This is a genomic window from Streptomyces bacillaris (genome assembly GCF_003268675.1).
Taxonomy (GTDB): Bacteria; Actinomycetota; Actinomycetes; order Streptomycetales; family Streptomycetaceae; genus Streptomyces; species Streptomyces bacillaris.
This window is the reverse complement of sequence record NZ_CP029378.1, coordinates 2,067,500-2,092,471: the sequence shown is the minus strand read 5'-3', so window position 1 is coordinate 2,092,471 and position 24,972 is coordinate 2,067,500. Positions and strand designations below refer to the sequence as shown.

The following is a 24,972-nucleotide window of genomic DNA, read 5'->3' as shown; positions in this document are numbered from 1 at the left end:
CTCGACGGCCGGAGGCGCACGGTGACCTCGCGCGCGGGGGAGCCCTTCGAACTCGGACGGGCCCTGACCGAGATCGGGCGACTCCTCACCGTCCCCCTGCCGCCCACCGGCCTCACCACCGCGCTGGGCGATCCGGCGACGGGCGAGTGGACCGCCACCCAGGGCCCCGGCTTCCGTATCGTCCCGCTCTGGGAGGGCGACCCGCTGACCGGCGTGTACGCCCCCGAGTGGAACGGTGCCGAGGAGGCGGCGGAGGCCCAGCTGGCCTCTCTGGCAGCGGAGTTGGACCGCCTTCTGGGCCCGCACACCACGGTTCCCCTGCACGGGCCGCTGCTGAGGTGGCAGGGCGGCTCGGCGGTGGACCCGCTGTACGAGGCCCTGTTCGACGAGGACCTGTACGGCGACCTGGCAGTGTGGAGCCCGGAGGCCCCCGCTGTCCGCCGGCTCGCCGTCACCGTCGGCCACAGCGACGGCGACGCGCCCCTGGTGCTGGCGGCGCTGGTCTGTGACCGGGCGCTGTCCTGAAGACCGTCCCGGGCTCGGGGAGCCCTCGGAGCACGTGAGCGACTCGGAGTCCGTACCTCGAAGACCACGGGAGCACCCATGGACCTCGTCTGGGCGATCGTCGCGGCCATCGCCGTCCTCAACATCGTCGGCTTCCTCGGCGCGCTCGCCTTCGTCAAGCTGAACCGGCGGTTCGGACGGCGGGGCTGACAGCGGACTCCGCGGGTCACCCGCCGCCTCGGGAACCGCCGCCGGGCAGATCCTGCTCCGCCCAGACGACCTTTCCCTCGGGTGTCCGGCAGGAGCCCCACCGGCGGCAGAGCATGTTGATCAGCTGGAGACCGCGGCCGCCCTCGGCGCTGAGGGGGGCGTGCTGGATCTGGGGCAGATCCGGCCCGATGTCCGAGACCTCGACGCAGAGCCGGTCGTGGCGCAGCAGACGCAGCCCGGTCGCCCCGCCGCCGTAGCGGAGGGCGTTGCCGACGAGTTCGCTCACGACCAGTTCGGTGACGTCCGTCAGTTCGGAGAGCGACCAGCGTTCCAGCTGGGCGCGGACCAGACGGCGTGCCGTTCCGGCGGCCGACCCGTTGGCCGGGAGCGACCAGACCACCACGTCCGCGTCGGGCTGCGGGAGGGCCTCCGTCATGAGCATGACGGCGTCGTCGAAACGCCCGTCACCGCAGCTGTCGGTCCTGGTCCACGCCGCCTCGCAGCTGTCCGGCAGCGAGACCGGCGGGCCGTCGACCGCCGCACGCAGGCGTTCCAGCAGGACGTCGACGTCCTCGTGCCGGTTCTTGATCAGCCCGTCGGTGTACATCACGAGGCGGCTGCCTTCCGGCACCTCCGTCGTCACCTGGTCGTAGGGGATGACCCCCGCGCCCAGGGGCGCGCCCGGGGGCACGTCCAGGAAGGCGGCACGACCGGCGGCGTCGATCATCAAGGGGGGCAGGTGACCCGCGCTGGCCAGCCGGTACGTCCGCTCGGCGTGGTCGTAGACGGCGCACAGGCAGGTGGCGACCTGGTCCTCCTCCAGGTCGCGGGCCGCCAGGTCGAGCCGGGCCAGTACCCGCTCCGGTGAGATGTCCAGCCCCAGGAGCGTACGGGCGACGGAGCGCAGCCGGCCCATGGTGGCCGCGGCCGCCAGCCCATGGCCCATCACGTCTCCCACGACGAGGGCGGTGCGTCCGCTCGGCAGGGCCACCACGTCGAACCAGTCGCCGCCCACACCGCCGGGGTCGACGGCGGGCCGGTAGCTCGACCTCACCTGGAGGCCCGGTGTGGAGGGGGCGGCCCGGGGGAGCAGGGCGCGTTGCAGCGTGACGACGGCCGTGCGCTCCCGCCCGTACAGGCGGGCGTTGTCCACGAAGACCGCGGCCTTCGCCGCCAGCTCGCACGCCAGGGCCACATCGGCGTGCGAGAACGGCGGCCGGTCTCCGGACCGGAGGAAATCGACGAGGCCCAGGAGGACACCCCGTGAGACGAGGGGCAGCGCCAGATAGCTGTGCACGCCCGCGCGGCGCAGGACGAGGGCGGCGTGCGAGGTGGGGGCGATGTACTCGTACTGGTCCGGCGCGATGCGTCTCACCAGCGCCGGCCGGCGCGTGATCAGGCACTGATGGGCCACTTTGGAGGGGTGGGCGGTGGTCAGCTCCCCCACCGGGTCCGGTTCGAGATTCTGGAGCCGGTCGATGTGCGCCACGGCCATGGCCCGGGTCCGGGGCGCCTCGGCCGATCCGCTCCGTTCCCCCTCGCCTCCGCGCAGCAGGGAGTCCAGCAGGTCGACCGCGGCGGCGTCGGCCAGTTCCGGTACGGCGTAGTCCGCCAGCTCCTGGGCGGTCCGGTCCAGGTCGAGCGTGGTGCCGATGTGGTCGCCCGCCGCGTTGAGCCATTCCAGCCGGCGGGTGCCCCTCATCGCCGTGGCCGCGTCCACGGCCCGCCGGAGGATCCGTGGGACAGGCAGAGCGCCGAGCGCAGCACCGAGTGGGGTGCCCGGCCGGCCCGGATCGTGGTCCACGTAGTACCCCTTTTCCCGCGGGGGCATTCGGAGAGGCACTTCGATTGTGCCCGCAACGGACCGGTCCGGCCTCCGGAAGTCCCGACAGGACGCCCCCTACAACCGCGCCCCCTTCAGCGCCATGTGCAGCAGCAGCCGGTCCTCGCCGTCGTTCAGGTCGAGGCCGGTGATCTGCTCGATCCGGGAGAGGCGGTAGTAGAGCGTCTGGCGGTGGATGCCCAGCTCGGCCGCTGTCCGGCTGGCCTGGCCCGCGCGGTCCAGGAACACCTCCGCCGTGTGCGCCAGCTCCTTGTGCAGCGGGGTCAGCAGCGCGGCGACTGCCGGGTCCGCCGGGTCCGTGCCGGTGCCGGGGAGGGCGGTGAGCAGGCGGTACGGGCCGATGGCCGACCAGCGGGCGACCGGGCCGAGGCGGGCCTCCGCGCGGGCCGCCCGGGCCGCCGCCGTGGCCTCGCGCCAGGAGGCCGGCAGCGCGTCCAGACCCCGGCGCGGAGCCGCGACCCCGCCCGTGGCGCCCGGGCCCGCCGACGTACGCAGCCGGTCCGCGGCCCCCGTCGCCGGGTCCAGCCGGTCCGCCGAGCGCAGCCGGATCAGCGCCGCCAGCGAGACGGCACCGGGACCGCCGCCCGAGCCCCCGGCCCCCGCGCCCGCCGCCCCGGTGACCGTCGCCAGCGCGGCGGCCGAGGCCACCCCCCGTACCGACGGGGTGTCGTCGGCCGCCCACGGCGTCACGCACACCACCGTGTGCAGCCCCTCCGCGTCCTGGCCCAGCGCCTCCCGCAGCGCCGCGACCGCCGTGTCGTGCTGGCGTCCGGGCCCGGCCGTGAGCACCGCGCCGAACTCCCGCGAGAGGTCCGCCCCCGCCCGCGCCTCGTCGGCCAGGAGCGCCCCGATCCGGGCGGTGACCTCCATCGCGGCGGTCAGCTGCTCGTCGGTGGGGCCGGGGTCGGTGTCGAGGAGCCAGACGTATCCGAGGACGACACCCCGGTGGCGTACGGGAAGACAGAGGCGGTCCCGGAAGACCCCGGCCTCCGGGGCGGCGGGGATGCGGACCGGGCCGGTCGCCCGGGTGATGCCGAACCCCTCGAACCAGGCGCGGACGGCGGGGGTGGAGCGGCGGGTCAGGATCGAGCGGGTGCGGACCGGGTCCATCGCGGTGTCGTCGTCGCTGTCGTGGGCCCCGAAGGCGACCAGGCCGAAATCGCGGTTCTCCAGGGTGGCGGGGGCGCCGAGGAGGGCGGAGATCTCGTCGACCAGTTCCTGGTAATCGCCTGTCACCCGGCCATTCTCGCACCCCTCCCCGCCCCTCTTCAGACAGATGTCTGAGATGGCGACCACGGATGCGTGACAGGTGTCGATGGCACAGGATCGGAGCGGTACCTAGATTTCACGGTGGTTATCCGTGCCGTACCAGTGTGTTCATGTCCGTTCACATACGTTCATGTACGTGCTGTTACGGCCCTTCGTCCGAATATTCGTGGAGGTCCCCGTGCTGGGTCCCGTGATCCTCGCCGCATCACGCAGCGACAAGATGCGCCGGTTCATCTCGGCCGCGCCCGGCACCAAGCAGGTCGTGGACCGCTTCATCGCCGGGGAGACCGTCGACCAGGTCGTCCCGATCGTCGTGGACGCCGCCGGCAAGGGCCTGGAGGTCACGCTCGACGTCGTCGGCGAGGACATCACCACCCCCGCCCAGGCCGAGGCCGCCCGCGACGCCTACCTGGAGCTGATCGAGCGCCTGAAGGTCCTGGACCTGGGCCCGCGCGCCGAGATGTCCGTCAAGCTGTCGATGTTCGGCCAGGCGCTGGAGGGCGGCCACGAGCTGGCCCTCGCCAATGTGCGCCCCGTCGTCGAGGCGGCGGACGCCATCGGCACCACGGTCACCCTGGACGCCGAGGACCACACCACCCTCGACTCGATGTTCGCCATCCACGAGGAGCTGCGGAAGGACTTCCCGCAGACCGGCTGCGTCATCCAGTCCTACCTGTTCCGCACCGAGGCCGACGCCCGCCGCCTGGCCGCCGCCGGCAGCCGCGTCCGCATCGTGAAGGGCGCCTACAAGGAGCCCGCCTCCGTCGCGTACCAGGACAAGGCCGAGATCGACAAGGCGTACGTCCGCATCACCCGCATCCTGATGGAGGGCGAGGGCTACCCGATGATCGGGTCCCACGATCCCCGTCTGATCGCCATCGCCCAGGAGCTGGGCCGCCAGGCCGGGCGCAAACTGGATGAGTACGAGTTCCAGATGCTGTACGGCATCCGCAGCGACGAGCACGTCCGGCTCGCGGCCGAGGGCCACCGGATGCGCGTCTACACGGCGTACGGCACCGACTGGTACGGATACTTCATGCGCCGCCTCGCGGAGAAGCCGGCCAACCTGCTGTTCTTCGGCCGCTCGATCCTCACCAAGGGCTGAGCGGCCCCCGGGCCGACCCACATCCCCGCCGACACCAAGGAGACAAGGCAACCATGGACGCCGTCACCCAGGTCCCCGCGCCGGTCAACGAGCCGGTTCACTCCTACGCCCCGGGCTCCCCGGAGCGTGCCCGCCTGGAGGTGAAGCTCAAGGAGCTGAGCGAGAACCCGATCGACCTGCCGATGACCATCGGCGGCGAGAAGCGGATGGGCGGCGGCGAGCGGGTGAACGTCGTGCAGCCGCACAACCACAAGGCCGTCATCGGCACCTTCGCGGGCGCCACCGAGCAGGACGCGAAGGACGCCATCGACGCGGCCCTCGCCGCCGCCCCGGCCTGGCGCGCGATGTCCTTCGACGACCGCGCGGCGATCATCCTGCGCGCCGCCGAGCTGCTGTCGGGCCCCTGGCGCGAGACGCTGGCCGCCTCCACCATGCTCGGCCAGTCCAAGACCGCCCAGCAGGCCGAGATCGACACCCCCTGCGAGCTGATCGACTTCTGGCGCTTCAACGTGCACTACGCGCGCCAGATCCTCGCCGAGCAGCCCCCGGCCAACTCCCCGGGCGTGTGGAACCGCATGGACCACCGCCCGCTGGAGGGCTTCGTCTACGCGATCACGCCGTTCAACTTCACGGCCATCGCGGGCAACCTCCCCACCGCCCCGGCCCTCATGGGCAACGTCGTGGTGTGGAAGCCGTCCCCGACCCAGACCCACGCCGCCGTGCTGCTGATGCAGCTCCTGGAGGAGGCCGGTCTGCCCAAGGGCGTCATCAACCTGGTCACCGGTGACGGCATCGCCGTCTCCGAGGTGGCGCTGAACCACCGCGACCTGGCCGGTATCCACTTCACCGGCTCGACCCCCACCTTCCAGCACCTGTGGAAGACGGTCGGCAACAACATCGCCACCTACCGCACCTACCCGCGGCTCGTCGGCGAGACCGGCGGCAAGGACTTCGTCGTCGCGCACCCCAGCGCCGACCGCGCCGTCCTGAAGACCGCGCTGACCCGCGGCTCCTTCGAGTTCCAGGGCCAGAAGTGCTCCGCGTCCTCGCGTGCGTACGTCCCCGCCTCCATCTGGAACTCCGGCTTCAAGGAGGAGTTCGCGGCCGAGGTCGACTCCATCAAGATGGGTGACGTCACCGACCTGACGAACTTCATCGGGGCCGTCATCGACGACCGCTCGTTCGCCAAGAACAAGGCCGCGATCGACCGAGCCAAGTCCGACCCGGCGTGCGAGATCGTCGCGGGCGGCACGTACGACGACTCGGTGGGCTACTTCGTCCGCCCGACCGTCATCGTCTGCACCGACCCCGAGAACGAGGTCTTCACGACCGAGTACTTCGGCCCGATCCTCGCGGTCCACGTCTACGAGGACGAGAACTACGACGCCATGCTGGAGCAGATGGAGTCGGTCTCGGACTACGCGCTGACCGGTTCGGTCATCGCGGGCGACCGCGCGGCCGCCGCGTACACGATGGACAAGCTCCGCTACGCGGCGGGCAACTTCTACATCAACGACAAGTCGACCGGCGCCGTGGTCGGCCAGCAGCCCTTCGGCGGCGGCCGCGCCTCCGGCACCAACGACAAGGCGGGCGCCCCGCAGAACCTCCAGCGCTGGACCCTGACCCGGGCCATCAAGGAGACCCTGGTCCCGCCGACCGACTACACCTACCCCCACCAGGGCTGACGCCCCTCCCCGGGACGTCGCAGCACGGCGCCCCGGGCCCGGGGTCACCGTCTCCCCGCCACCGCGCGCGGGAGACCTCCGATCACCGCCCCCGTCCGGTCCCCCAACCGGCCAGGGGGCGGTTTCCATGTCCGTACGCATATCCGTACGCATGTCCGCGCGCACGTCCGTACGCAGGGGCGTCAACTGCCCCTGCGGCACGCGGTCTTGTGATGAAGGTAATGTCCATGTCAAATTCCTTCTCGGTACGTCCCCACACGTCACCCAGAAGGAGTTCCCCCGTGAGACGCAACTCCCGCGCCCGCCTGAGCCTCTCCCTCCTCCTCGTCGCCGGCGCCCTCGGCCTCGGTGCGACCCCCGCCACCGCGGCCGACGTCCACTCCGCCGCTCCCACCGCCGCGGCGATCCCCTCCGCCTCCGCGTACGCCCTCGACGCCGCCGTCGAGCGCACGCTCGGCGCCGACACCGCAGGCACCTACCTCGACTCCCGGACCGGGAAGCTGGTCGTCACCGTCACCACCGACCGGGCCGAGGAGCAGGCCCGCGCCACCGGGGCCACCGTCCGCCGGGTGGCCCGCAGCGCCGCCCAGCTCGACGCCGCGATGAAGACCCTGGAGGCCGAGGCGAAGATCACCGGCACCTCCTGGGGCATCGACCCGCGCACCAACCAGGTCGCCGTGGAGGCCGACTCCTCGGTCTCCGCACGGGACATGGCCCGCCTCGAAGCCGTGGCCGAGCGGCTCGGGGGCGCGGTGAGCATCAGCCGCGTACCCGGCGTCTTCGACCGCGAGGTGCTGGGCGGCGGGGCCATCTACGGCGGCGGCAGCCGCTGCTCGGCCGCCTTCAACGTCACCAAGGGCGGGGCCCGCTACTTCGTGACCGCCGGACACTGCACCAACATCTCCGCCAACTGGTCGGCCACCTCGGGCGGTCCGGTCGTCGGCGTCCGGGAGGGCACCAGCTTCCCGACCAACGACTACGGCATCGTCCGCTACACCGACGGCTCCTCGCCCGCCGGAACCGTCGACCTCTACAACGGCTCCACCCAGGACATCACCTCCGCCGCCAACGCCGTCGTCGGCCAGGCGATCCGCAAGAGCGGCTCCACCACCAAGGTGACCTCCGGCACGGTCACCGCCGTCAACGTCACCGTCAACTACAGCGACGGGCCCGTCTACGGCATGGTCCGCACCACCGCCTGCTCGGCCGGCGGCGACAGCGGCGGCGCCCACTTCGCCGGGACCGTCGCCCTCGGCATCCACTCCGGCAGCTCCGGCTGCTCCGGCACCAGCGGCTCGGCCATCCACCAGCCGGTGGTGGAGGCGCTCGCCGCGTACGGCGTCTCGGTGTACTAGAACCGGGAGCCCCGGGGTACGGAGCCGGCGTGACCGGTTCCGTACCCCGCATCGCCCCTGCGTGCCTGGTGGGAGGGGGTGCCTGGGAAACTGGGATCATGACCGAACTGCCCGCGGTGCACGCCGCCCACACCTATGAGCTGACCGCGGCCGTACGGGACGAGATCCGCGCTCTTCTGGACACCGCCTTCGAGGGCGAGTTCAGCGACCACGACTGGGAGCACTCCCTCGGCGGCGTGCATGCCCTGGTGCGCGACACGGGCGGACTCCTCGTCGCCCACGGTTCCGTCGTCCAGCGCCGGGTGCTCCACGAGGGCCGTTCGCTGCGCGTGGGGTACGTCGAGGCCGTCGCCGTCCGCCCCGGCCGCCGCCGCCAGGGGCTCGGCCACCGGGTGATGGGCGCGCTGGAACGGGTCGTCGACGGGGCGTACGAGTTCGGCGCCCTCTCCGCCTCCGACGCGGGCGCGGCCCTGTACGCGGCGCGCGGCTGGCAGGTGTGGCCGGGGAGCCTCTCCGCCCTCGGGCCGCAGGGGACGGTGGCGCTGCCGGAGGAGGAGGGCAGCACGTACGTCCGCCCGGCCGCCGGTCACGCCCTGCCCGGGGCCGACCACCCGCTCGTCTTCGACTGGCGTGAAGGCGACCTGCTGTAGCGGCGGCCCGCGGCCCGCTGGAGGCTGCGCGGGCCAACTCCCTTCCGTACGGCTCCCTTCTGTTCCGTACGGTTTCCTTCCGCGCGGCCTCAGTCGGCGATCCGGATCAGCATCTTGCCGGTGTTCTCGCCCCGCAGCATCCCGAGGAACCCGTCCACCGTCCGCTCGAAGCCCTCCACCACCGTGACCTCGGGAACCACCGCTCCGGTCCGCAGATGCGGGACCAGGAAGTCCTCCAACTCCTGCTGGACGTCACGGTAGTTGCGGACCATCACGCCCTCCAGGCGCAGGCTCTTCTCCACGATGTCGAACAGGTTGCGCGGGGCGGCCGGCGGCTCGTGGGCGGAGTGGTACTGGGAGATGGCGCCGACCCAGGCGATCCGCCCGTGCTCGCGGAGCGCCGAGATCGCGCCTGCCAGATGGTCGCCGCCGACGTTGTCCACGTACGCGTCGATGCCGTCGGGGGCCGCCTGCGCCAGCAACTCCCCGACCGGGCCGTCGTGGTAGTCGAACGCCGCGTCGAAGCCCAGCTCGCCGGTGAGCCGGGCCACCTTCGCGGGCGTTCCCGCGCTGCCGACGATCCGCCCGGCACCGAGCAGCCGGGCCATCCGCCCCGCCGCCGTGCCGACCCCGCCGGCCGCCGCCGAGATGAACAGGTCCTGCCCGGGCCGGAGTTCCAGCGTCCGGGTGAGCGCCACATAGGCGGTGAGCCCGGTACCGCCGAGGAGCGACATGTACGCGGTCAGCGGGACCCCGTCGTACGAGGGCACCTTCCGCACCCCGCTCTCGCCCGGCGCCACCACGGCATGCGTCCGCCACCCCTCGCGATGCAGCACGAGGCCGCCCTCCGCGAACTCCGGGGCGCGGGAGGCGATCACCCGGCCCAGCGCGCGCCCCTCGCGCGGGGCGCCCACGTCCCACCCGCTGTCCATCTCCTCCCGGTGGTAGGGGTCCACGGAGAGGTAGAGGTTCTCCACGACGGCCGTGCCGGGGGAGGGCTCGGGGACGGGGGCCTCATGGAGGGAGAAGAGGTCCGGTGTCGGGAAGCCGTGGGGGCGGGCGGCGAGGTGGAAGGTGCGGGAGGTGCCCGTGGTGCGGGCAGGGTCGGTGGTGTCGGCAGGTCCGGTGGTGCCCGTGGTCTCGGTGGGTCCGGTGGGGCGCTGGGTCGTCATGCCGACGACGGTAGGCGGGGGAGGCGGTGGCCGGGCAGGGGGTGCTGTCGATGGAAGAATCGTTTCCATGAACAGCTTTCATGGGACCGGCCTCCCCGGACACGGCTCTTCCGGGCACGGCTCTCCCGGTCCACGATGACCGACCTCGCCCCGCGCGAACTGCGCGTCATCGTCGCCGTGGCCGGTGCGCGCGGCTTCTCGGCCGCCGCCCGGGAACTGGGCATGACCCAGTCCGCCGTCTCCCACTCCGTCCGCACCAGCGAGCGCCGCATCGGTGCCGTGCTCTTCGAGCGCGGCCGACGGGGCGCCACGCCGACCCCGGCCGGTGAGGTGGTCGCCGCGCACGCCCGGCGCGTCCTGCGGCTGCTCGAGGTGATGGGCGCCGAGGCGCGGGGGATCGCGGCCGGACCCGGCGGTGCGGACACGGTCGGCGGCCCGCTGCGGATCGCCGCGTTCCGCAGCGCGGCCCTCCACCTGCTGCCGCCCGCCCTGGAACGCCTCACCGCCCGCCATCCGGGCATCGAGCCGGTGGTGCGGATGGTGCGTGAGGTGGGGCGGGGCACGGCCGGTGAGGTGCTGGACGGGCGGGCCGATCTGGCGGTGGCCGCGGTCGGGACGACCTCGCCCGTGGAGGCCGGGCTGGTCGGTGGCGTCCTGCTGGAGGAGGAGTACTCCCTGGTGCACCCGGCCGGGCACTCCGCGCCCCGGACGCTCCCGCTGGTGGACTGGGCCGAGAACTGCACCTCGTACACCCGCGACTGGTGGGCGGCCCAGAGCTGGATCCCCCGGGCGACCGTGGAGGCCGAGGACGACGGGGCGGTGCTCTCGATGGTGTCCCGTGGTCTCGGCATGGCGATCATGCCCGGTCTGTCCCTGTACGGAGCACCCGACGGAATCGAGATCACCGCTCTCGGACCGGACCGCCCGACCCGCTCGATCGGCTATCTCACCACCCCTGAGCAGGCACGATCCCTCGCCGTACGGGCGCTGATCCGTGAACTGCGGGCGGCGAGCGGAATCGCGGCCGTCTCAGATAGTAGGAAGTCCGACTAACTGTAGAGACAGAGCGGCCCGGCTGTCCTAGCGTTGTAGGAGCCGAACGAATCGCTCGATCGAGCGTCTGCGGCGGTTGCGGGCGCGCGCCCCGAAGCAGGTAACCCCTGCGGCGTACGCTCCCCGCCCCTTCCGGCACCTCGAAATCCGATCCCGGCCCGGTCCGGCCCCGGCGGCGCACCTCTCTGTGCCCGCCCGCCGCCCACCCGGCATCCATGCGATCTCAAGGAGTCGATCCATCATGGCCAACACCACCACCCGCCGCGTCCGCCACAGCTCCCGCTCCGCCGAGGCCGAGCGCAAGAACGCGGCCGCCGCCCTCCAGCGCGCCCTGGACCGCCGCGACAACGGCGGCTCCACCGGCCACTGAGCCCGCGCGCCCGCTGAGCAGCCCGCGCGGCCACTGAGCCCGCGCGCCGACCCGGCCCGCGCGCCCACCGGGCGGCCCCTCCGCCCGCCGAGCCCGCGCGCCACCGTCGCCCGAGCCCGCGCCACGCGCGCAACGGCGGCCCGTGCACCAGCGGCCCCCCGCGCCGCCCGCTCGCCGACGGCCCTCACTCACCGGCCCGGACGGAGAGCGGCCCAGCACCCCGCCCGGCCCGCAGCCTTACCGCACCACCGCCCCACAGCCCTTACCCCCCACCGTCCGAACACCCTTGCACCCCCACCCGCCGTCCATATGGTGGACGTCGGATGTCATGGGGTGGGACGCACCGTTAGGCTTCCCGCATGTCTCGCAGCATCGATCTCGCAGTGATCCCCGGTGACGGAATCGGCCAGGAAGTTGTGGCCCAGGGCCTCAAAGTCCTCAACGCTGTCCTCCCGCAGGATGTGAAGCTGGAGACCAAGGAGTACGACCTTGGCGCCCAGCGCTGGCACCGCACCGGTGAGACCCTCCCGGACGCGGAGCTGGAGGCGCTCAAGGGCCACGACGCCATCCTCCTCGGCGCGATCGGTGACCCGTCCGTGCCGTCCGGCGTCCTGGAGCGCGGGCTGCTGCTGAAGCTGCGTTTCGCCTTCGACCACTTCATCAACCTGCGCCCCTCCAAGCTCTTCCCGAACACCGCGACCCCGCTCGCAGGCCGCCCCGACATCGACTTCGTCGTCGTCCGCGAGGGCACCGAGGGCCCGTACACGGGCAACGGCGGCTCGCTGCGCACCGGCACCCCCGCCGAGGTCGCCACCGAGGTCAGCGTCAACACGGCGTACGGCGTCGAGCGCGTGGTCCGGGACGCCTTCGAGCGCGCGGCCGCCCGGCCCCGCAAGAAGCTGACGCTGGTCCACAAGAACAACGTCCTCGTCTACGCCGGCCACCTCTGGAAGAACACCTTCGACAAGGTCGCCGCCGAGTACCCGCAGGTCTCCACCGACTATCTGCACGTCGACGCCGCGACGATCTTCTTCGTCACCCAGCCGGAGCGCTTCGACGTCATCGTCACCGACAACCTCTTCGGTGACATCCTCACGGACCTCGCCGCCGCCGTGACCGGCGGTATCGGCCTGGCCGCCTCCGGCAACATCAACCCGACGGGCGCGTTCCCGTCGATGTTCGAGCCGGTCCACGGCTCCGCCCCCGACATCGCGGGGCAGGGCAAGGCCGACCCGACCGCCACGGTCCTCTCCGTCGCCCTCCTGCTGCGCCACCTCGGCTACGAGGCCGAGGCCGTGCGCATCGAGGACGCCGTCTCCGCCGATCTGGCGGAGCGCGACGGGGCCACCACGCGTACGACCGACGAGATCGGTGACGCGCTCGCGGTACGTGTAGCGAGCTGACCCGACGACTCCACTTCGAAGCCGCCGGGTCGCATCAGCGCCCGGCGGCTTCACCTGTGCGGCCCCCGGGTGCCACCATCGACCCCTGGACCGCAATCCCACCATTTCGTGCCACGCCCTCCGCAAGAGATAATCGAACGCGGGGCCGTGGCTCGAGGTGAAGCTCGGACGTCCTAGGACCTGACCGGAAAGCGTCGGGAGGAGGACGGGCGTGGGCGCGGTCCATCACACACAAGACCGGTGAAGGACACGCACTCATGACGACGCCCACGATCGAGCTCAAGCCCTCCTCGAACCCGCTGTCCGACGCGGAGCGCGAAGCGATCCTGGCCAGCCCCGGATTCGGCCGCCACTTCACCGACCACATGGTGACGATCCGCTGGACCGAAGGGCGCGGCTGGCACGACGCCGAGCTGGTCCCCTACGGCCCGCTGTCGCTGGACCCGGCCAACATGACCCTGCACTACGCGCAGGAGATCTTCGAGGGGCTCAAGGCCTACCGCCAGCCCGACGGCTCGGTCGCCTCGTTCCGCCCCGACGCCAACGCCCGCCGCTTCCAGCGCTCCGCCGCCCGCCTCGCCATGCCGGAGCTGCCCGTCGAGACCTTCATCGCGGCCTGCGACGCGCTGGTCCAGCAGGACAAGGCGTGGGTCCCGGCGCACGGCGGCGAGGAGTCGCTCTACCTGCGCCCGTTCATGATCGCGACCGAGGTCGGCCTCGGTGTGAAGCCGGCCAACGAGTACCTCTTCCTGGTCATCGCCTCGCCCGCCGGCGCCTACTTCCCCGGTGGCGTGAAGCCCGTCTCCATCTGGCTCTCCGAGAACCGCGTCCGCGCCGTCCCCGGCGGCATGGGCGACGCCAAGACCGGCGGCAACTACGCGGCCTCCCTCCTCGCCCAGGCCGAGGCCGCCGAGCACGGCTGCGCCCAGGTCGCCTACCTCGACGCCGTCGAGCACAAGTGGGTCGAGGAACTGGGCGGGATGAACCTCTACTTCGTGTACGAGCAGGAGGGCGGCTCCAAGAAGATCGTCACGCCCGCCCTCACCGGCTCGCTGCTCGCCGGGGTCACCCGCGACTCCCTCCTCACGGTCGCCCGCGACCTCGGTTACGGCTCCGAGGAGGGCCGGATCTCCATCGACCAGTGGCGCGACGACACCGCGAACGGCACCCTCACCGAGGTCTTCGCCTGCGGCACCGCCGCCGTCATCACCCCCGTCGGCACCGTGAAGACCGCGAGCGGCGAGTGGACCCAGGGCGACGGCACCCCCGGCGAGGTCACCATGAAGCTGCGTGAGCGCCTGCTCGACGTCCAGCGCGGCATCGCCGAGGACACCCACGGCTGGATGCACCCGCTCGGCTAGCCCCACCGGGGCCCCGGCCCTCGGCCCTCCGGCCCCTGGAAAAGGCCGCACCGCCTCCGTAGCAGGTGCGGCCTTTTCCACGCCGTACAGATAGAGCGGCGCTCTAACAGGAGCCGAAGAGGCTTCCGTACGCATCTGTGTTCTGGTTAGAGTGACACTCTAATCAATCGGTCCAGGAGTCCAGGAGCCCCCCATGCCGGCCACCCCCGCCCTCTTCCGCATGCCCCCCGAGTGGGCGCCCCACGAGCGCACCTGGATGGCCTGGCCGGGCCCCAACCCCACCTTCGCCTCCGACACCGAGCTGGGCGAGGCCCGCCACGCCTGGGCCGCCGTGGCCCGGGCCGTACGCCGGTTCGAGCCGGTCACCATGGTGGTCGGGCCGGGGCAGGAGGAAGGCGCCGCCGCCCTCCTCGGCCCCGACGTGGAGCTGGCCGTCCGCCCCCTCGACGACGCCTGGATGCGGGACATCGGGCCCTCCTTCGTCACCGACGGCCGCACCCTCGCCGCCGTCGACTGGACGTTCAACGGCTGGGGCGCCCAGGGCTGGGCCCGCTGGGAGAGCGACCAGCACATCGCCCGGGCCGTCGCGGAGCTGACCGGCACCCCCGCCCACAGCTCCCCGCTCGTCAACGAGGGCGGCGCGATCCACGTGGACGGCGAGGGGACCGTCCTGCTCACCGAGACCGTCCAGCTCGGCAAGGAGCGCAACCCCGGCTGGAGCCGCGAGCAGGTGGAGGCGGAGATCCACGCCCGCCTGGGCACCGAGAAGGCGATCTGGCTGCCGCGCGGGCTGACCGGCGACTACGGGACGTACGGCACGCTCGGCCATGTCGACATCGTCGCCGCCTTCGTCCGCCCGGGCACCGTCGTCGCCCACGTCCAGCCCGACCCGGCCCACCCCGACCACGAGGTCACCCGGGAGCTGCTGGCCGTCCTGCGGGCCGCCACCGACGCCCGGGGCCGCCCGCTGGAGGTCGTCGAGGTGCCCGCGCCCACCGTGCTGCGGGACGAGGACGGGGAGTGGGTCGACTACTCCTACATCAACCACTACCTCTGCAACGACGGCGTGGTCCTCTGCGCCTTCGACGACCCGCGCGACGAGGAGGCCGCGGCGATCTTCCGCGGCCTGTTCCCGGACCGTACGGTGACGCTGGTCGACGCCCGTACGATCTTTGCCGGCGGTGGAGGCATCCACTGCATCACCCAGCAGCAGCCGAAGATCTGAACCCACCGAGAGTCCGGTCATCCCATGCCCCCCGCCCCCCGCCGCACCCACCACCCCGCCCCGCCCCGTGAGGACGTCCTCGCCGCCGCCATGGCCACCATCGCCGCGCGCGGGCTCGACGGGCTGACCATGGCCGGGCTCGGGCGGGAGGTGGGGATGAGCAGCGGGCACCTCCTCTACTACTTCCGCACCAAGGACGAGCTGCTGCTGCGGACCCTGGAGTGGAGTGAGGACCGCCTCGGTGCCGAGCGGCGCGCCCTGCTGGCCGAGCCGGGGACGGCCCGGGAGCGGCTGGACGCGTACATCGCCCTCTACCTCCCGGCCGGCCACCGCGACCCCCACTGGACGCTCTGGCTGGAGGTCTGGGGCCGCTCGCAGAACGCGGACGACGAGGCCCGGGCCCGGCAGGCCGCCATCGAGGGGGCCTGGCACCGGGACCTGGTGGCGCTGCTGGCCGAGGGGGTCTCGCGCGGGGAGTTCCGGCCGGTGGACGCCGACCGGTTCGCCACCCGGCTGCGGGCCCTGCTCGACGGGTTCAGCGTCCATGTGACGGTCGGCATCCCGGGGACGGGCCGCGGACAGGTGCTCGTACAGGCGGGGGAGTTCCTGGACGAGACGCTGTCACCGGGGCCGCGGCCGGGCGATGCGACCAGCGTCACGACCGCATCCTGAGACACCGCCGTCACGGGCGCGTCACTGTGCGAGACTGCTGCCGTGTCCTCGTTCGTCATGATTATTGGCAACAGGCGCGCCGGTCCGCAGTGACCGTCCCGTACCACCCCGTACGGCACGGCCATCGTGCCCCAGACCCGCGCGCAGACCTCTCGCACCCGCGAGGGGTTTTTTGTTTTCCGGCCCGCACCCGGGCCGGGGCGGCGCGCGCGGGATGATGGGGGCAAGTGGAGCCCGATCGTCCGGATCCACTCATCCGACAGGAGTCAGATCAGCATGACCACCAAGGCCAACGCCACCGACGACAGTTTTCATGTCTTCGACACCACACTGCGCGACGGTGCTCAGCGTGAGGGCATCAACCTGACGGTCGCCGACAAGCTGACCATCGCCCGTCATCTGGACACCTTCGGTGTCGGTTACATCGAGGGCGGCTGGCCGGGGGCCAACCCCCGCGACACCGAGTTCTTCGCCCGCGCACAGCAGGAGATCACGTTCGAGAACGCCCAGCTGGTGGCGTTCGGCGCGACCCGCCGGGCCGGTGGCAGCGCGGCCGAGGACCCCCAGGTGAAGGCGCTCCTCAGCTCCGGCGCCCCGGTGATCACGCTGGTCGCCAAGTCCCATGACCGCCATGTCGAGCTGGCCCTGCGCACCACCCTGGACGAGAACCTGGAGATGGTCCGCGACACCGTCTCCCACCTGCGCGAACAGGGCCGCAGGGTCTTCGTGGACTGCGAGCACTTCTTCGACGGCTACCGGGCCAACCCGGCGTACGCGAAAGCCGTGGTCCGTACGGCGTACGAGGCGGGCGCCGAGGTCGTCATCCTCTGCGACACCAACGGCGGCATGCTCCCCGCCCAGGTCCAGGCCGTCGTCTCCACGGTCATCGCGGACACCGGCGCCCGGCTCGGCATCCACGCCCAGGACGACACCGGCTGTGCGGTCGCCAACACCCTGGCCGCCGTGGACGCGGGCGCCACCCACGTCCAGTGCACGGCCAACGGGTACGGCGAGCGGGTCGGCAACGCCAACCTCTTCCCCGTGGTCGCCGCCCTGGAGCTGAAATACGGCATGAAGGTGCTCCCCGAGGGCGCCCTCGCCGAGATGACCCGGATCTCGCACGCCATCGCGGAGGTCGTCAACCTCACTCCCTCCACCCACCAGCCGTACGTCGGTGTCTCGGCCTTCGCCCACAAGGCCGGGCTGCACGCCTCCGCGATCAAGGTCGACCCGGACCTCTACCAGCACATCGACCCGGAGCTGGTCGGCAACACCATGCGGATGCTGGTCTCCGACATGGCCGGCCGCGCCTCCATCGAGCTGAAGGGCAAGGAGCTGGGCATCGACCTGGGCGACGACCGCGCCCTGGTCGGCCGGGTCGTGGAGCGGGTCAAGGAGCGCGAACTCCAGGGCTACACCTACGAGGCCGCCGACGCCTCCTTCGAACTCCTGCTGCGCGGCGAGGTGGAGGGCCGCGCCCGCCGCTACTTCCGTACGGAGTCGTGGCGCGCGATCGTGGAGGACCGCCCCGACGGCACCCACGCCAACGAGGCCACCGTCAAGCTCTGGGCCAAGGGCGAGCGCATCGTCGCCACCGCCGAGGGCAACGGCCCGGTCAACGCCCTGGACCGGGCCCTGCGCGTCGCCCTGGAGCGGATCTACCCCCAGCTCGCCAAGCTGGAGCTGGTCGACTACAAGGTCCGCATCCTGGAAGGCCGTACGGGCACCGAGTCCACCACCCGGGTCCTGATCACCACGGGCGACGGCACCGGTGACTGGGCCACCGTCGGCGTCGCGGAGAACGTCATCGCCGCGTCCTGGCAGGCGCTGGAGGACGCGTACACCTACGGCCTCCTCCGTGCGGGCGTCGAGCCGACGGAGTAGCCCACCGAGCAGGAGCCCCGCCCGCCCGGCCATGAGAGCCGCCACCCCGACCCCGGGGATGGCGGCTCTCGTACGTTCAAGAGGTGAACGCTCAACCCGCCCTCCCCGCCCGGCAGATGAGACCCGACCAATGTCGACGTGAAGTATTGACGGCTCTGTATCGGCGCGGTTAACTCCAGCCGCAACGCCGGTACCGGTTCCGGAACCGGTACCGGAAACCTCTCCAGCACGTCTCCCGGCCCCCTGGAGGCCCCGATGCGCGTCACCATCGCCGATGTCGCCCGCGAGGCCGGCGTCAGCAAGACGACCGTGTCGCGGGTCATCAACACCAAGGGCGAGGTGGACCGGGTGACCGCCGCCCGCGTTCGTGAAGTGATCGCACAGCTCGGCTATGTGCCCAGCTCCGGAGCCGTGGGCCTGGCCCGGGGCTCCAGCCGTACGGTCGGGATGCTCGTGCCCTCGCTCACCTGGCCGTGGATGGGCGAACTGCTCCAGGGCGTCGTCGACACCGTCGAGGCCGCCGACTACGGGCTGCTGCTCTTCACCTGCAACCGGGGCGCCGAGTCCGTCCAGCGCTTCACCAGCCAGGTGTCGGCGCGCGCCTTCGACGGGCTCGTCGTCGTGGAGCCCGAGAACACCCTCGGCCACCTCACCGACCTGCACCGCGACGGCCTGCCGATCGTCCTCATCGACGACCGGGGCCACCACCCCGCGTTCCCCTCCGTCGTGACCACCAACCACGAGGGAGGAGCGTCGGCGGCCCGCCACCTGCTCGCCGCCGGACGCTCCCGGCCCGTCGTCCTCACCGGCCCCCAGCACTTCGGCTGCGTACGGGACCGGCTGGGCGGATTCCGCTCGGTCCTGCCCGACGTCCACGTCGTCGAAGGGGACTTCACCGAACTCGGCGGCCGCCTCGCCATGGAGCAACTCCTCTCCCGGGACGTCGCGTTCGACTCCGTCTTCGCGCACAACGACATCAGCGCCACCGGGGTGCTGCGCGCCCTGCGGACCGCCGGGCGCCGGGTCCCCGACGATGTCGCGGTCGTCGGCTTCGACGACATCCCGATGGCCGAACACACCGAACCGCCCCTCACCACCGTGCGCCAGCCCACCCGCCGCATGGGTGAGACGGCCGCCCGGATGCTGCTCTCCCACCTCGGCGGCACGCCCGTACCCGACGGCCCGGCCGTGCTGCCCACCGAACTGGTCGTGCGCCGCTCGGCGCCGTGACGGACCGGCCGCCCGGCCGCGCCCCGCCCACCCCCTTCCACCCTCCGCCGGACCGCCCGGTCCGGCAGCCCCTCCCTGGAGTCGCCATGTCCGTACGCCGTCGCACCACGCTCAGAGCGGTCGCCGCAGCCACCGTCGCGATCGCCCTCGCCGCCGGTTGCTCGAACGCCAACTCCGGTGCCGGCAAGGGCGGTGGCGGGGGAGCCACCGGCGTACTGACCATCGGGAAGCCGGACGGGCCGCAGACCAACAACAGCAACCCGTTCCTCAGCACCTCGGCGGGCGCCACCCTCGGCTACCGGTACATGATCTACGAGCCGCTGGCCATGACGAACATGATCAAGCCCACCGAGAAGGCGGACCCCTGGCTCGCCACCGACTGGGAGTGGGAGTCCAACTTCACCAAGGTCACCTTCACCCTGGACGAACGGGCGAAGTGGGCCGACGGCAAGGATCTGACCGCCGACGACGTCGAGTTCACCTTCAACCTCCTGAAGAAGCACCCCGCCCTCAACGGCAACGGCATCCCCTTCGACGGGATCGCGGTCGAGGGCGGCAAGGTCGTCCTGACCTTCAAGGAGTCCCAGTTCGTCAACCAGAACAAGATCATCCAGACCTTCATCGTGCCCAAGCACATCTGGGAGAAGGTCGACAACCCGGAGACCTGGCCCAACCGCACGCCCGTCGGCTCCGGCCCGTACAAGCTCAAGACCTTCACCCCGCAGACCACCACCCTGGTCGCCACGCCGACCTACTGGAACGGCAAGACCAAGGTCAAGGAGCTGCGCTACACCGCGTACAACGACAACAGCGCCGCCACCACCGCGCTCGCCACCGGCAAGGTCGAGTGGTCCTTCGTCTTCATGCCCAACCACAAGCAGCTCTTCATCGACAAGGACCCCAAGAACCACAAGCTCTGGTTCCCCTCCGGCCTCGGCATCCACGGCCTCTGGTTCAACACCGCCCGCAAGCCGCTCGACAACCCGGCGCTCCGCAAGGCGATGGCGATGGTCGTCGACCGCAACGCCATCCACATCCAGGCCCAGGCCACGCTCTACCCGGAGATCACCAACCCCACCGGCATCCCGCTCCCCGCCGGTGAGCCCTTCCTCGCCCCCGAGTACCAGGGCGCCAACACCAAGCCTGACGTCCCCGGGGCGAAGAAGCTGCTGGCCGAGGCCGGGTTCACGCTGGAGGGCGGGGTGCTGAAGGACCCGTCCGGCAAGCCCGTCACGCTCACCTTCACCGACCCGGCCGGCTGGAACGACTACATCACCGGTCTCGCGATCATCAAGGACAACGTCAAACAGCTCGGCATCGAGGCCAAGGTCAAGACCCAGACCGCCGAGGCGTGGGGCGTGGACGTCGCCAACGGCAACTTCGACGCCACCCTGCACTGGACCAACAGCGGCGCCACGCCCTACGACATGTACCAGAACGTCATGGACGGGGCGATCCTCCAGCCCATCGGCAAGAGCTCCCAGGCGGGCAACTTCGGCCGCTTCAAGAACGACGAGGCCACCACGGCCCTGAAGGAGTACGCCAACGCCAAGGACGAGCCGACCCGCACCAAGGCGATGCACCTCCTCCAGAAGATCTTCGTCGAGCAGGCGCCCATGATCCCGACCGCCGCCGCCCCGATCGGTGCCGAGTACTCCACGAAGAACTGGATCGGATGGCCCACCGAGGCCAACCCGTACGCCCCGCCGCAGCACACCCAGCCCAGCGCGCTGGAGATCGTGCTGAACCTCACGCCCGCCAAGTAGCACGGGGAAGAACCGGCCATGACCACCGATCAGTCCGAGACCGCGCGCACCGGCACCGACGTGGTGCTGGAGGCGCGCGGGGTCACCAAACACTTTCCCCTGCGCCGCACCGCCCGCGACCTCCTGGCCCGCGAGCGCCGCAGCGTCCACGCCGTCGACGACGTCTCGCTCCGGCTCCGGCGCGGCACCGTCACGGCCCTGGTGGGGGAGTCCGGTTCGGGCAAGTCCACCGTCGCCCGCCTCCTCGCCCAGCTCCACCCGCTCACCTCGGGCGAGATCCGGCTCGGCGGCACCCCGACCGTGGCCGGGCGTGGCCGGTCCTTCCGCCGTTACGTACGCCGGGTCCAGCTCATCTTCCAGGACCCGTTCGCCTCGCTGAACCCGGTGCACACCGTGCGCTACCACCTCACCCGCGCCCTGAAGATCCACGGCCGGGCGGGCGGCGGGCAGGAGGAGCTGGAGCGGGCCCTCACCGATCTGCTGAACCGGGTCCAGCTCACCCCGGCCCACCAGTACCTGGACAAGTTCCCGCACGAGCTGTCCGGCGGGCAGCGCCAGCGCGTCGCCATCGCCCGCGCGCTCGGCGCCGACCCGCAGGTCCTCCTGGCCGACGAGCCCGTCTCCATGCTGGACGTCTCGATCCGGCTGGGCGTCCTCAACCTGCTCCGCGACCTCAAGGAACGCCTGCACCTGGCGATCCTCTACATCACCCACGACATCGCCTCCGCCCGCTACTTCGCGGACACCACGCTCGTCATGTACGCCGGGCGGATCGTCGAGGGCGGCGACAGCGAGAGAGTCACCCAGCGCCCCGCCCACCCCTACACCCAGCTCCTCATCGCCTCCGCCCCCGACCCCGACCGGGTGGCCGCCGAGGCCGACCGGGAGGAGACCGGCACCGGCGAACCGCCCTCCCTCATCGCCCCGCCCGCCGGCTGCCGCTTCCACCCCCGCTGCCCCCAGGCCATGGAGCGCTGCCGCACCGAACTCCCGCCCCGCTTCGACCTGGCGGACGGCCAGTGGGCGGCCTGCTGGCTGTACGAGGGCCAGGGCGTGCGGTCGTACGGGAACGAGGACGCGGGCGCGAAGCCGTACGGAACCGAGGGCACCACCGAGGCCGCGTCGGCCAAGGAGGCCTCCCGGTGAAGTACCTCCTCCAACGGCTCGCCTTCTACGCCGTCACCGCCTGGGCCGCCATCACCATCAACTTCCTCATCCCGCGCCTGATGCCCGGCGACCCCGTACAGGCGCTGCTCAGCCGCTACCAGGGCCAGCTGGACACCAAGGCCATCGACTCCCTCAAAGCCCTCTTCGGGCTCGACGAGCAGCGGTCGCTCTGGCAGCAGTACACCGACTACTGGGGCCACCTCCTCGACGGCGACCTCGGCCTCTCCTTCACCTTCTTCCCGACCCCGGTCAGCGAGGTCATCACCCAGTCGCTGCCCTGGACGCTCGCCCTGGTCGGCGTCACCACGCTCCTCAGCTTCCTCCTCGGCACCGGCATCGGCGTCTACAGCGGCTGGAAGCGCGGCTCCTGGCTGGACGGACTGCTGCCCGTCACCACCTTCATCTCCTCCATCCCCTACTTCTGGCTCGGCCTCATCGCCATCGCCCTCTTCGCCGAGAAGTGGTCGCTCTTCCCGAACTCCGGCGGCTACGACAGCGCCCTGGTCCCGGCCTTCGACTGGCCGTTCATCTCCAGCGCGCTCTACCACGCCGTCCTGCCCGGGGTGACGATCGTGCTCAGCGCCGTGGCCGGCTGGATCCTCGGGATGCGGAACATGATGGTCACCGTCTCCTCCGAGGACTACGTGATGGTGGCGCAGGCCAAGGGGCTCTCCGAGCGGCGGGTGATGTTCGGCTACGCGGCCCGCAACGCGGTCCTCCCCAACATCTCCGGCTTCGCCCTCTCCCTCGGCTTCATCGTCGGCGGCACCCTGCTCGTCGAGATGGTCTTCACCTACCCGGGCATCGGCTTCCAGCTGCTCCAGGCGGTCGGCGCCAAGGACTACCCGCTGATGCAGGGCGTCTTCCTGATCATCACGCTCTCCGTCCTCGCCGCCAACCTGCTCGCCGACCTCGTCTACGCCGCCCTCGACCCCCGCACCCGGAAGGAGGCGTAGGTACCCCCATGTCCGTCACCGCCACCGACACCGCCGTCCTGGACGGCACCCCCGCACCCGAGGCGCCCACCCGCCGGGCCCGGCTCCGGTTCCTGCGCGGCGGCAAGACCCGGACCGGGCTGCTCCTGCTCGCGTTCTTCGTCCTGCTGGCCGTCATCGGCCCGTGGATCGCCCCGTACGACCCCGACGCCATGAGCGACCAGCTCCTCCAACCCCCGTCCGGGGAGCACTGGTTCGGCACCACCCACACCGGGCAGGACGTCCTCTCCCAGATCCTCGTCGGCACCCGGGGCGTCCTGATCGTCGGGTTCGTCGCGGCCCTCATCGCCACCGTGCTCTCGGTCCTCATCGGGGTCACCGCGGGCTTCCTCGGCGGGGCGGTCGACGAGATCCTCTCCGCGCTCGCCAACATCTTCCTGGTGCTGCCCGGCCTCCCACTGATCATCATCGTGGCGAGCTTCGTCCCCGACACCGGCGATCTGCTCATCGCCTTCGCCATCGCCCTGACCTCCTGGGCCTGGGGGTCCCGCATCCTGCGCGCCCAGACCCTGTCGCTGCGCCGCCGCGACTACGTGGAGGCGGCCCGCGCCACGGGGGAGTCGACCTGGCGGATCATCCTCTTCGAGATCATGCCGAACCTCACCGCCGTGATCGCCTCCGGCTTCGTCGGCACGGTCATCTTCGCCGTCCTCACCGAGATCACCCTCGCCTTCATCGGGGTCGCGGACATCTCGCACTGGAACTGGGGCACGGTCCTCTTCTGGGCCCAGTCCAACCAGGCCCTCGCCCAGGGCGCCTGGTGGTGGTTCGTCCCGGCCGGACTCTGCATCGCCCTGCTGGGCACCGCGCTCGCCCTCATCAACTTCGGCATCGACGAGTTCGTCAACCCGCGCCTGCGCACCGCCACCGGCTCCTCCCGGAAGGTGAAGATGCGCGTCGGCTTCACCCCCGTGGCCCGCAAGCCCCCGGTCGGTGCCCCACCCGAGCCCAGCACCAGCAAGGAGCCCCGCCCATGAGCGCCGAGCCGGTCCTCACCATCAGCGGACTGAACGTCGACTACGGCACCGACGAGCGGGCTGTGCACGCCCTGCGGGACACCGACCTCACCCTCCACCGGGGCGAAGTCCTGGGCCTGGCAGGGGAGTCGGGGTCCGGCAAGTCGACCCTGGCGTACGCCGTGACCCGGCTGCTCGCCCCGCCCGGGGTGATCACCGGGGGAGAGGTCCACTACCACCGGCCCGGCGGCGACCGGCTGGACATCCTCTCCCTCTCCCCGGAGCAGCTGCGCGCCTTCCGCTGGCAGGAGCTGTCCCTCGTCTTCCAGGGAGCGATGAACTCCCTCAACCCGGTGCACACGGTCCACAGCCAGCTCACCGACGTGCTCAAAGCCCACCGCCCCGATCTGAAGAAGGCCCAACGAACCGAACGTGCGAAGGAGTTGCTGAGCCTCGTCGGGATCTCCCCCGACCGGCTCGCCGCCTACCCGCACCAGCTCTCCGGCGGGATGCGGCAGCGCGTGATGATCGCGATGGCGCTCGCCCTGGAGCCCGAGATCGTCATCATGGACGAGCCGACGACCGCGCTCGACGTGGTGATGCAGCGCCAGATCCTGCGACGACTGGTCCAGTTGAGGGAACAGATCGGCTTCTCGGTCGTGTTCATCACCCATGACATCTCGCTCCTGATCGAATTCTCGGACCGGATCGCGATCATGTACGGGGGCCGCATCGTGGAGGAGGCGGGCGCGGCGGAGATCTACCGCGACCCCCGCCACCCTTACAGCGACGGGCTGCTCCACTCCTTCCCCGCGCTCCACGGCCCGCGCCGCGAGCTGACCGGCATCCCCGGCTCGCCCCCGCACCTCTCCGCGATGCCCACCGGCTGCGCGTTCCACCCGCGGTGCGGCAAGGCCTTCGAGCCGTGCGCCGTACGGGTCCCGCAGCTGACGGCCCCGGCGACGGTCGCGGCCGGTGCGCCTGCCGGGGCGACGGTCCCGGCCACCACCCCGGCCGTGGCCGCCGCCCCTCCGCCCGGCGCGCCCGGCGACCCCGGACGCCGTACGGTCGCCTGCCATCTGCATGCCCCCTGACCA

General features: G+C 71.7%; 21 protein-coding genes. 18 read left to right on the top strand and 3 right to left on the bottom strand.

All coding sequences use genetic code 11. The features are described from left to right. The first annotated feature begins 21 nt into the window (after positions 1 to 21). Positions 22 to 525 (top strand): hypothetical protein, encoded by a 504-nt coding sequence (locus DJ476_RS08460; protein WP_103421321.1) that lies wholly within the window; start codon positions 22 to 24, stop codon positions 523 to 525. 205 nt (positions 526 to 730) lie between these two features. Here DJ476_RS08460 and DJ476_RS08455 read toward each other — a convergent pair whose 3' ends face one another. Next, entirely contained in the window at positions 731 to 2,545 is a 1,815-nt protein-coding gene (locus DJ476_RS08455) for an ATP-binding SpoIIE family protein phosphatase (protein WP_112490214.1), read from the bottom strand. 69 nt (positions 2,546 to 2,614) lie between these two features. Beyond that, positions 2,615 to 3,793 carry a PucR family transcriptional regulator gene (locus DJ476_RS08450; RefSeq protein WP_112490213.1) on the bottom strand — a complete coding sequence of 393 codons (1,179 nt, stop codon included), beginning with the start codon at positions 3,791 to 3,793 and terminating at the stop codon, positions 2,615 to 2,617. Between the two features lie 211 nt (positions 3,794 to 4,004). Between DJ476_RS08450 and DJ476_RS08445 the strand changes: the two genes are divergently transcribed. From DJ476_RS08445 to DJ476_RS08430, 4 genes are all read left to right on the top strand, one after another. After that, positions 4,005 to 4,931: a proline dehydrogenase family protein gene (locus DJ476_RS08445; protein WP_103421894.1), complete on the top strand. Its 927-nt coding sequence runs from the start codon at positions 4,005 to 4,007 to the stop codon at positions 4,929 to 4,931. A gap of 53 nt (positions 4,932 to 4,984) precedes the next feature. Further along, on the top strand, positions 4,985 to 6,616 hold the full coding sequence (gene pruA, locus DJ476_RS08440) for an L-glutamate gamma-semialdehyde dehydrogenase (protein ID WP_112490212.1): 1,632 nt from the start codon (positions 4,985 to 4,987) through the stop codon (positions 6,614 to 6,616). Positions 6,617 to 6,897: 281 nt separating this feature from the next. Further along, complete coding sequence (locus DJ476_RS08435; RefSeq protein ID WP_112490211.1) at positions 6,898 to 7,971, top strand: S1 family peptidase; 1,074 nt, start codon at positions 6,898 to 6,900, stop codon at positions 7,969 to 7,971. Between the two features lie 98 nt (positions 7,972 to 8,069). Beyond that, positions 8,070 to 8,621, top strand: coding sequence for a GNAT family N-acetyltransferase (locus tag DJ476_RS08430; RefSeq protein WP_103421897.1), 552 nt, complete (start codon positions 8,070 to 8,072; stop codon positions 8,619 to 8,621). Between the two features lie 89 nt (positions 8,622 to 8,710). On the opposite strand, the gene DJ476_RS08425 is transcribed toward DJ476_RS08430, so the two are convergent. Next, on the bottom strand, positions 8,711 to 9,793 hold the full coding sequence (locus DJ476_RS08425) for an NADP-dependent oxidoreductase (protein ID WP_103421898.1): 1,083 nt from the start codon (positions 9,791 to 9,793) through the stop codon (positions 8,711 to 8,713). Between the two features lie 135 nt (positions 9,794 to 9,928). On the opposite strand from DJ476_RS08425, the gene DJ476_RS08420 reads away from it, so the two are divergent. The 13 genes from DJ476_RS08420 to DJ476_RS08365 all read left to right on the top strand — a co-directional run bounded on the left by DJ476_RS08420 (position 9,929) and on the right by DJ476_RS08365 (position 24,969). After that, positions 9,929 to 10,846, top strand: coding sequence for a LysR family transcriptional regulator (locus DJ476_RS08420; protein WP_103421899.1), 918 nt, complete (start codon positions 9,929 to 9,931; stop codon positions 10,844 to 10,846). Positions 10,847 to 11,087: 241 nt separating this feature from the next. Further along, the gene (locus tag DJ476_RS35465; protein WP_018492353.1) at positions 11,088 to 11,216 is read left to right on the top strand and encodes a hypothetical protein; all 129 of its coding nucleotides are present in this window, start codon (positions 11,088 to 11,090) and stop codon (positions 11,214 to 11,216) included. A 359-nt stretch (positions 11,217 to 11,575) separates the two neighbouring features. Then, positions 11,576 to 12,619, top strand: a complete 1,044-nt coding sequence (locus DJ476_RS08415; protein ID WP_070201859.1) for a 3-isopropylmalate dehydrogenase — start codon at positions 11,576 to 11,578, stop codon at positions 12,617 to 12,619. 257 nt (positions 12,620 to 12,876) lie between these two features. Beyond that, entirely contained in the window at positions 12,877 to 13,980 is a 1,104-nt protein-coding gene (locus tag DJ476_RS08410) for a branched-chain amino acid aminotransferase (protein ID WP_103421495.1), read from the top strand. Positions 13,981 to 14,173: 193 nt separating this feature from the next. Further along, positions 14,174 to 15,205: an agmatine deiminase family protein gene (locus DJ476_RS08405; RefSeq protein ID WP_112490210.1), complete on the top strand. Its 1,032-nt coding sequence runs from the start codon at positions 14,174 to 14,176 to the stop codon at positions 15,203 to 15,205. Positions 15,206 to 15,229: 24 nt separating this feature from the next. Next, complete coding sequence (locus tag DJ476_RS08400; protein ID WP_103421497.1) at positions 15,230 to 15,877, top strand: TetR/AcrR family transcriptional regulator; 648 nt, start codon at positions 15,230 to 15,232, stop codon at positions 15,875 to 15,877. Positions 15,878 to 16,153: 276 nt separating this feature from the next. Beyond that, positions 16,154 to 17,761, top strand: coding sequence for a citramalate synthase (gene cimA / locus DJ476_RS08395; protein ID WP_112490209.1), 1,608 nt, complete (start codon positions 16,154 to 16,156; stop codon positions 17,759 to 17,761). Positions 17,762 to 18,016: 255 nt separating this feature from the next. Continuing rightward, positions 18,017 to 18,991 (top strand): LacI family DNA-binding transcriptional regulator, encoded by a 975-nt coding sequence (locus DJ476_RS08390; protein WP_103421499.1) that lies wholly within the window; start codon positions 18,017 to 18,019, stop codon positions 18,989 to 18,991. An 86-nt stretch (positions 18,992 to 19,077) separates the two neighbouring features. After that, on the top strand, positions 19,078 to 20,757 hold the full coding sequence (locus DJ476_RS08385; protein WP_112490208.1) for an ABC transporter substrate-binding protein: 1,680 nt from the start codon (positions 19,078 to 19,080) through the stop codon (positions 20,755 to 20,757). A gap of 18 nt (positions 20,758 to 20,775) precedes the next feature. Next, on the top strand, positions 20,776 to 21,903 hold the full coding sequence (locus DJ476_RS08380; protein WP_112490207.1) for an ABC transporter ATP-binding protein: 1,128 nt from the start codon (positions 20,776 to 20,778) through the stop codon (positions 21,901 to 21,903). Beyond that, positions 21,900 to 22,880, top strand: a complete 981-nt coding sequence (locus DJ476_RS08375) for an ABC transporter permease (RefSeq protein ID WP_103421502.1) — start codon at positions 21,900 to 21,902, stop codon at positions 22,878 to 22,880. Before DJ476_RS08380 ends, DJ476_RS08375 begins: the two co-directional genes overlap by 4 nt. 8 nt (positions 22,881 to 22,888) lie before the next feature. Beyond that, positions 22,889 to 23,896, top strand: coding sequence for an ABC transporter permease (locus tag DJ476_RS08370; RefSeq protein WP_112490206.1), 1,008 nt, complete (start codon positions 22,889 to 22,891; stop codon positions 23,894 to 23,896). Further along, positions 23,893 to 24,969: an ABC transporter ATP-binding protein gene (locus DJ476_RS08365; RefSeq protein WP_112490205.1), complete on the top strand. Its 1,077-nt coding sequence runs from the start codon at positions 23,893 to 23,895 to the stop codon at positions 24,967 to 24,969. Before DJ476_RS08370 ends, DJ476_RS08365 begins: the two co-directional genes overlap by 4 nt. The last annotated feature ends 3 nt before the right edge of the window (positions 24,970 to 24,972 follow it).

Excerpts from the sequence above, each read along its gene's own strand:
- DJ476_RS08365 (WP_112490205.1), top strand. The coding sequence starts at position 23,893 with ATGAGCGCCGAGCCGGTCCTCACCATCAGCGGACTGAACGTCGACTAC.
- DJ476_RS08455 (WP_112490214.1), bottom strand. The coding sequence starts at position 2,545 with ATGCCCCCGCGGGAAAAGGGGTACTACGTGGACCACGATCCGGGCCGG.
- DJ476_RS08405 (WP_112490210.1), top strand. The coding sequence starts at position 14,174 with ATGCCGGCCACCCCCGCCCTCTTCCGCATGCCCCCCGAGTGGGCGCCC.
- pruA (WP_112490212.1), top strand. The coding sequence starts at position 4,985 with ATGGACGCCGTCACCCAGGTCCCCGCGCCGGTCAACGAGCCGGTTCAC.
- DJ476_RS08430 (WP_103421897.1), top strand. The coding sequence starts at position 8,070 with ATGACCGAACTGCCCGCGGTGCACGCCGCCCACACCTATGAGCTGACC.
- DJ476_RS08370 (WP_112490206.1), top strand. The coding sequence starts at position 22,889 with ATGTCCGTCACCGCCACCGACACCGCCGTCCTGGACGGCACCCCCGCA.
- DJ476_RS08380 (WP_112490207.1), top strand. The coding sequence starts at position 20,776 with ATGACCACCGATCAGTCCGAGACCGCGCGCACCGGCACCGACGTGGTG.
- DJ476_RS08400 (WP_103421497.1), top strand. The coding sequence starts at position 15,230 with ATGCCCCCCGCCCCCCGCCGCACCCACCACCCCGCCCCGCCCCGTGAG.
- cimA (WP_112490209.1), top strand. The coding sequence starts at position 16,154 with ATGACCACCAAGGCCAACGCCACCGACGACAGTTTTCATGTCTTCGAC.
- DJ476_RS08410 (WP_103421495.1), top strand. The coding sequence starts at position 12,877 with ATGACGACGCCCACGATCGAGCTCAAGCCCTCCTCGAACCCGCTGTCC.
- DJ476_RS08415 (WP_070201859.1), top strand. The coding sequence starts at position 11,576 with ATGTCTCGCAGCATCGATCTCGCAGTGATCCCCGGTGACGGAATCGGC.
- DJ476_RS08390 (WP_103421499.1), top strand. The coding sequence starts at position 18,017 with ATGCGCGTCACCATCGCCGATGTCGCCCGCGAGGCCGGCGTCAGCAAG.
- DJ476_RS35465 (WP_018492353.1), top strand. The coding sequence starts at position 11,088 with ATGGCCAACACCACCACCCGCCGCGTCCGCCACAGCTCCCGCTCCGCC.
- DJ476_RS08420 (WP_103421899.1), top strand. The coding sequence starts at position 9,929 with ATGACCGACCTCGCCCCGCGCGAACTGCGCGTCATCGTCGCCGTGGCC.
- DJ476_RS08425 (WP_103421898.1), bottom strand. The coding sequence starts at position 9,793 with ATGACGACCCAGCGCCCCACCGGACCCACCGAGACCACGGGCACCACC.
- DJ476_RS08385 (WP_112490208.1), top strand. The coding sequence starts at position 19,078 with ATGTCCGTACGCCGTCGCACCACGCTCAGAGCGGTCGCCGCAGCCACC.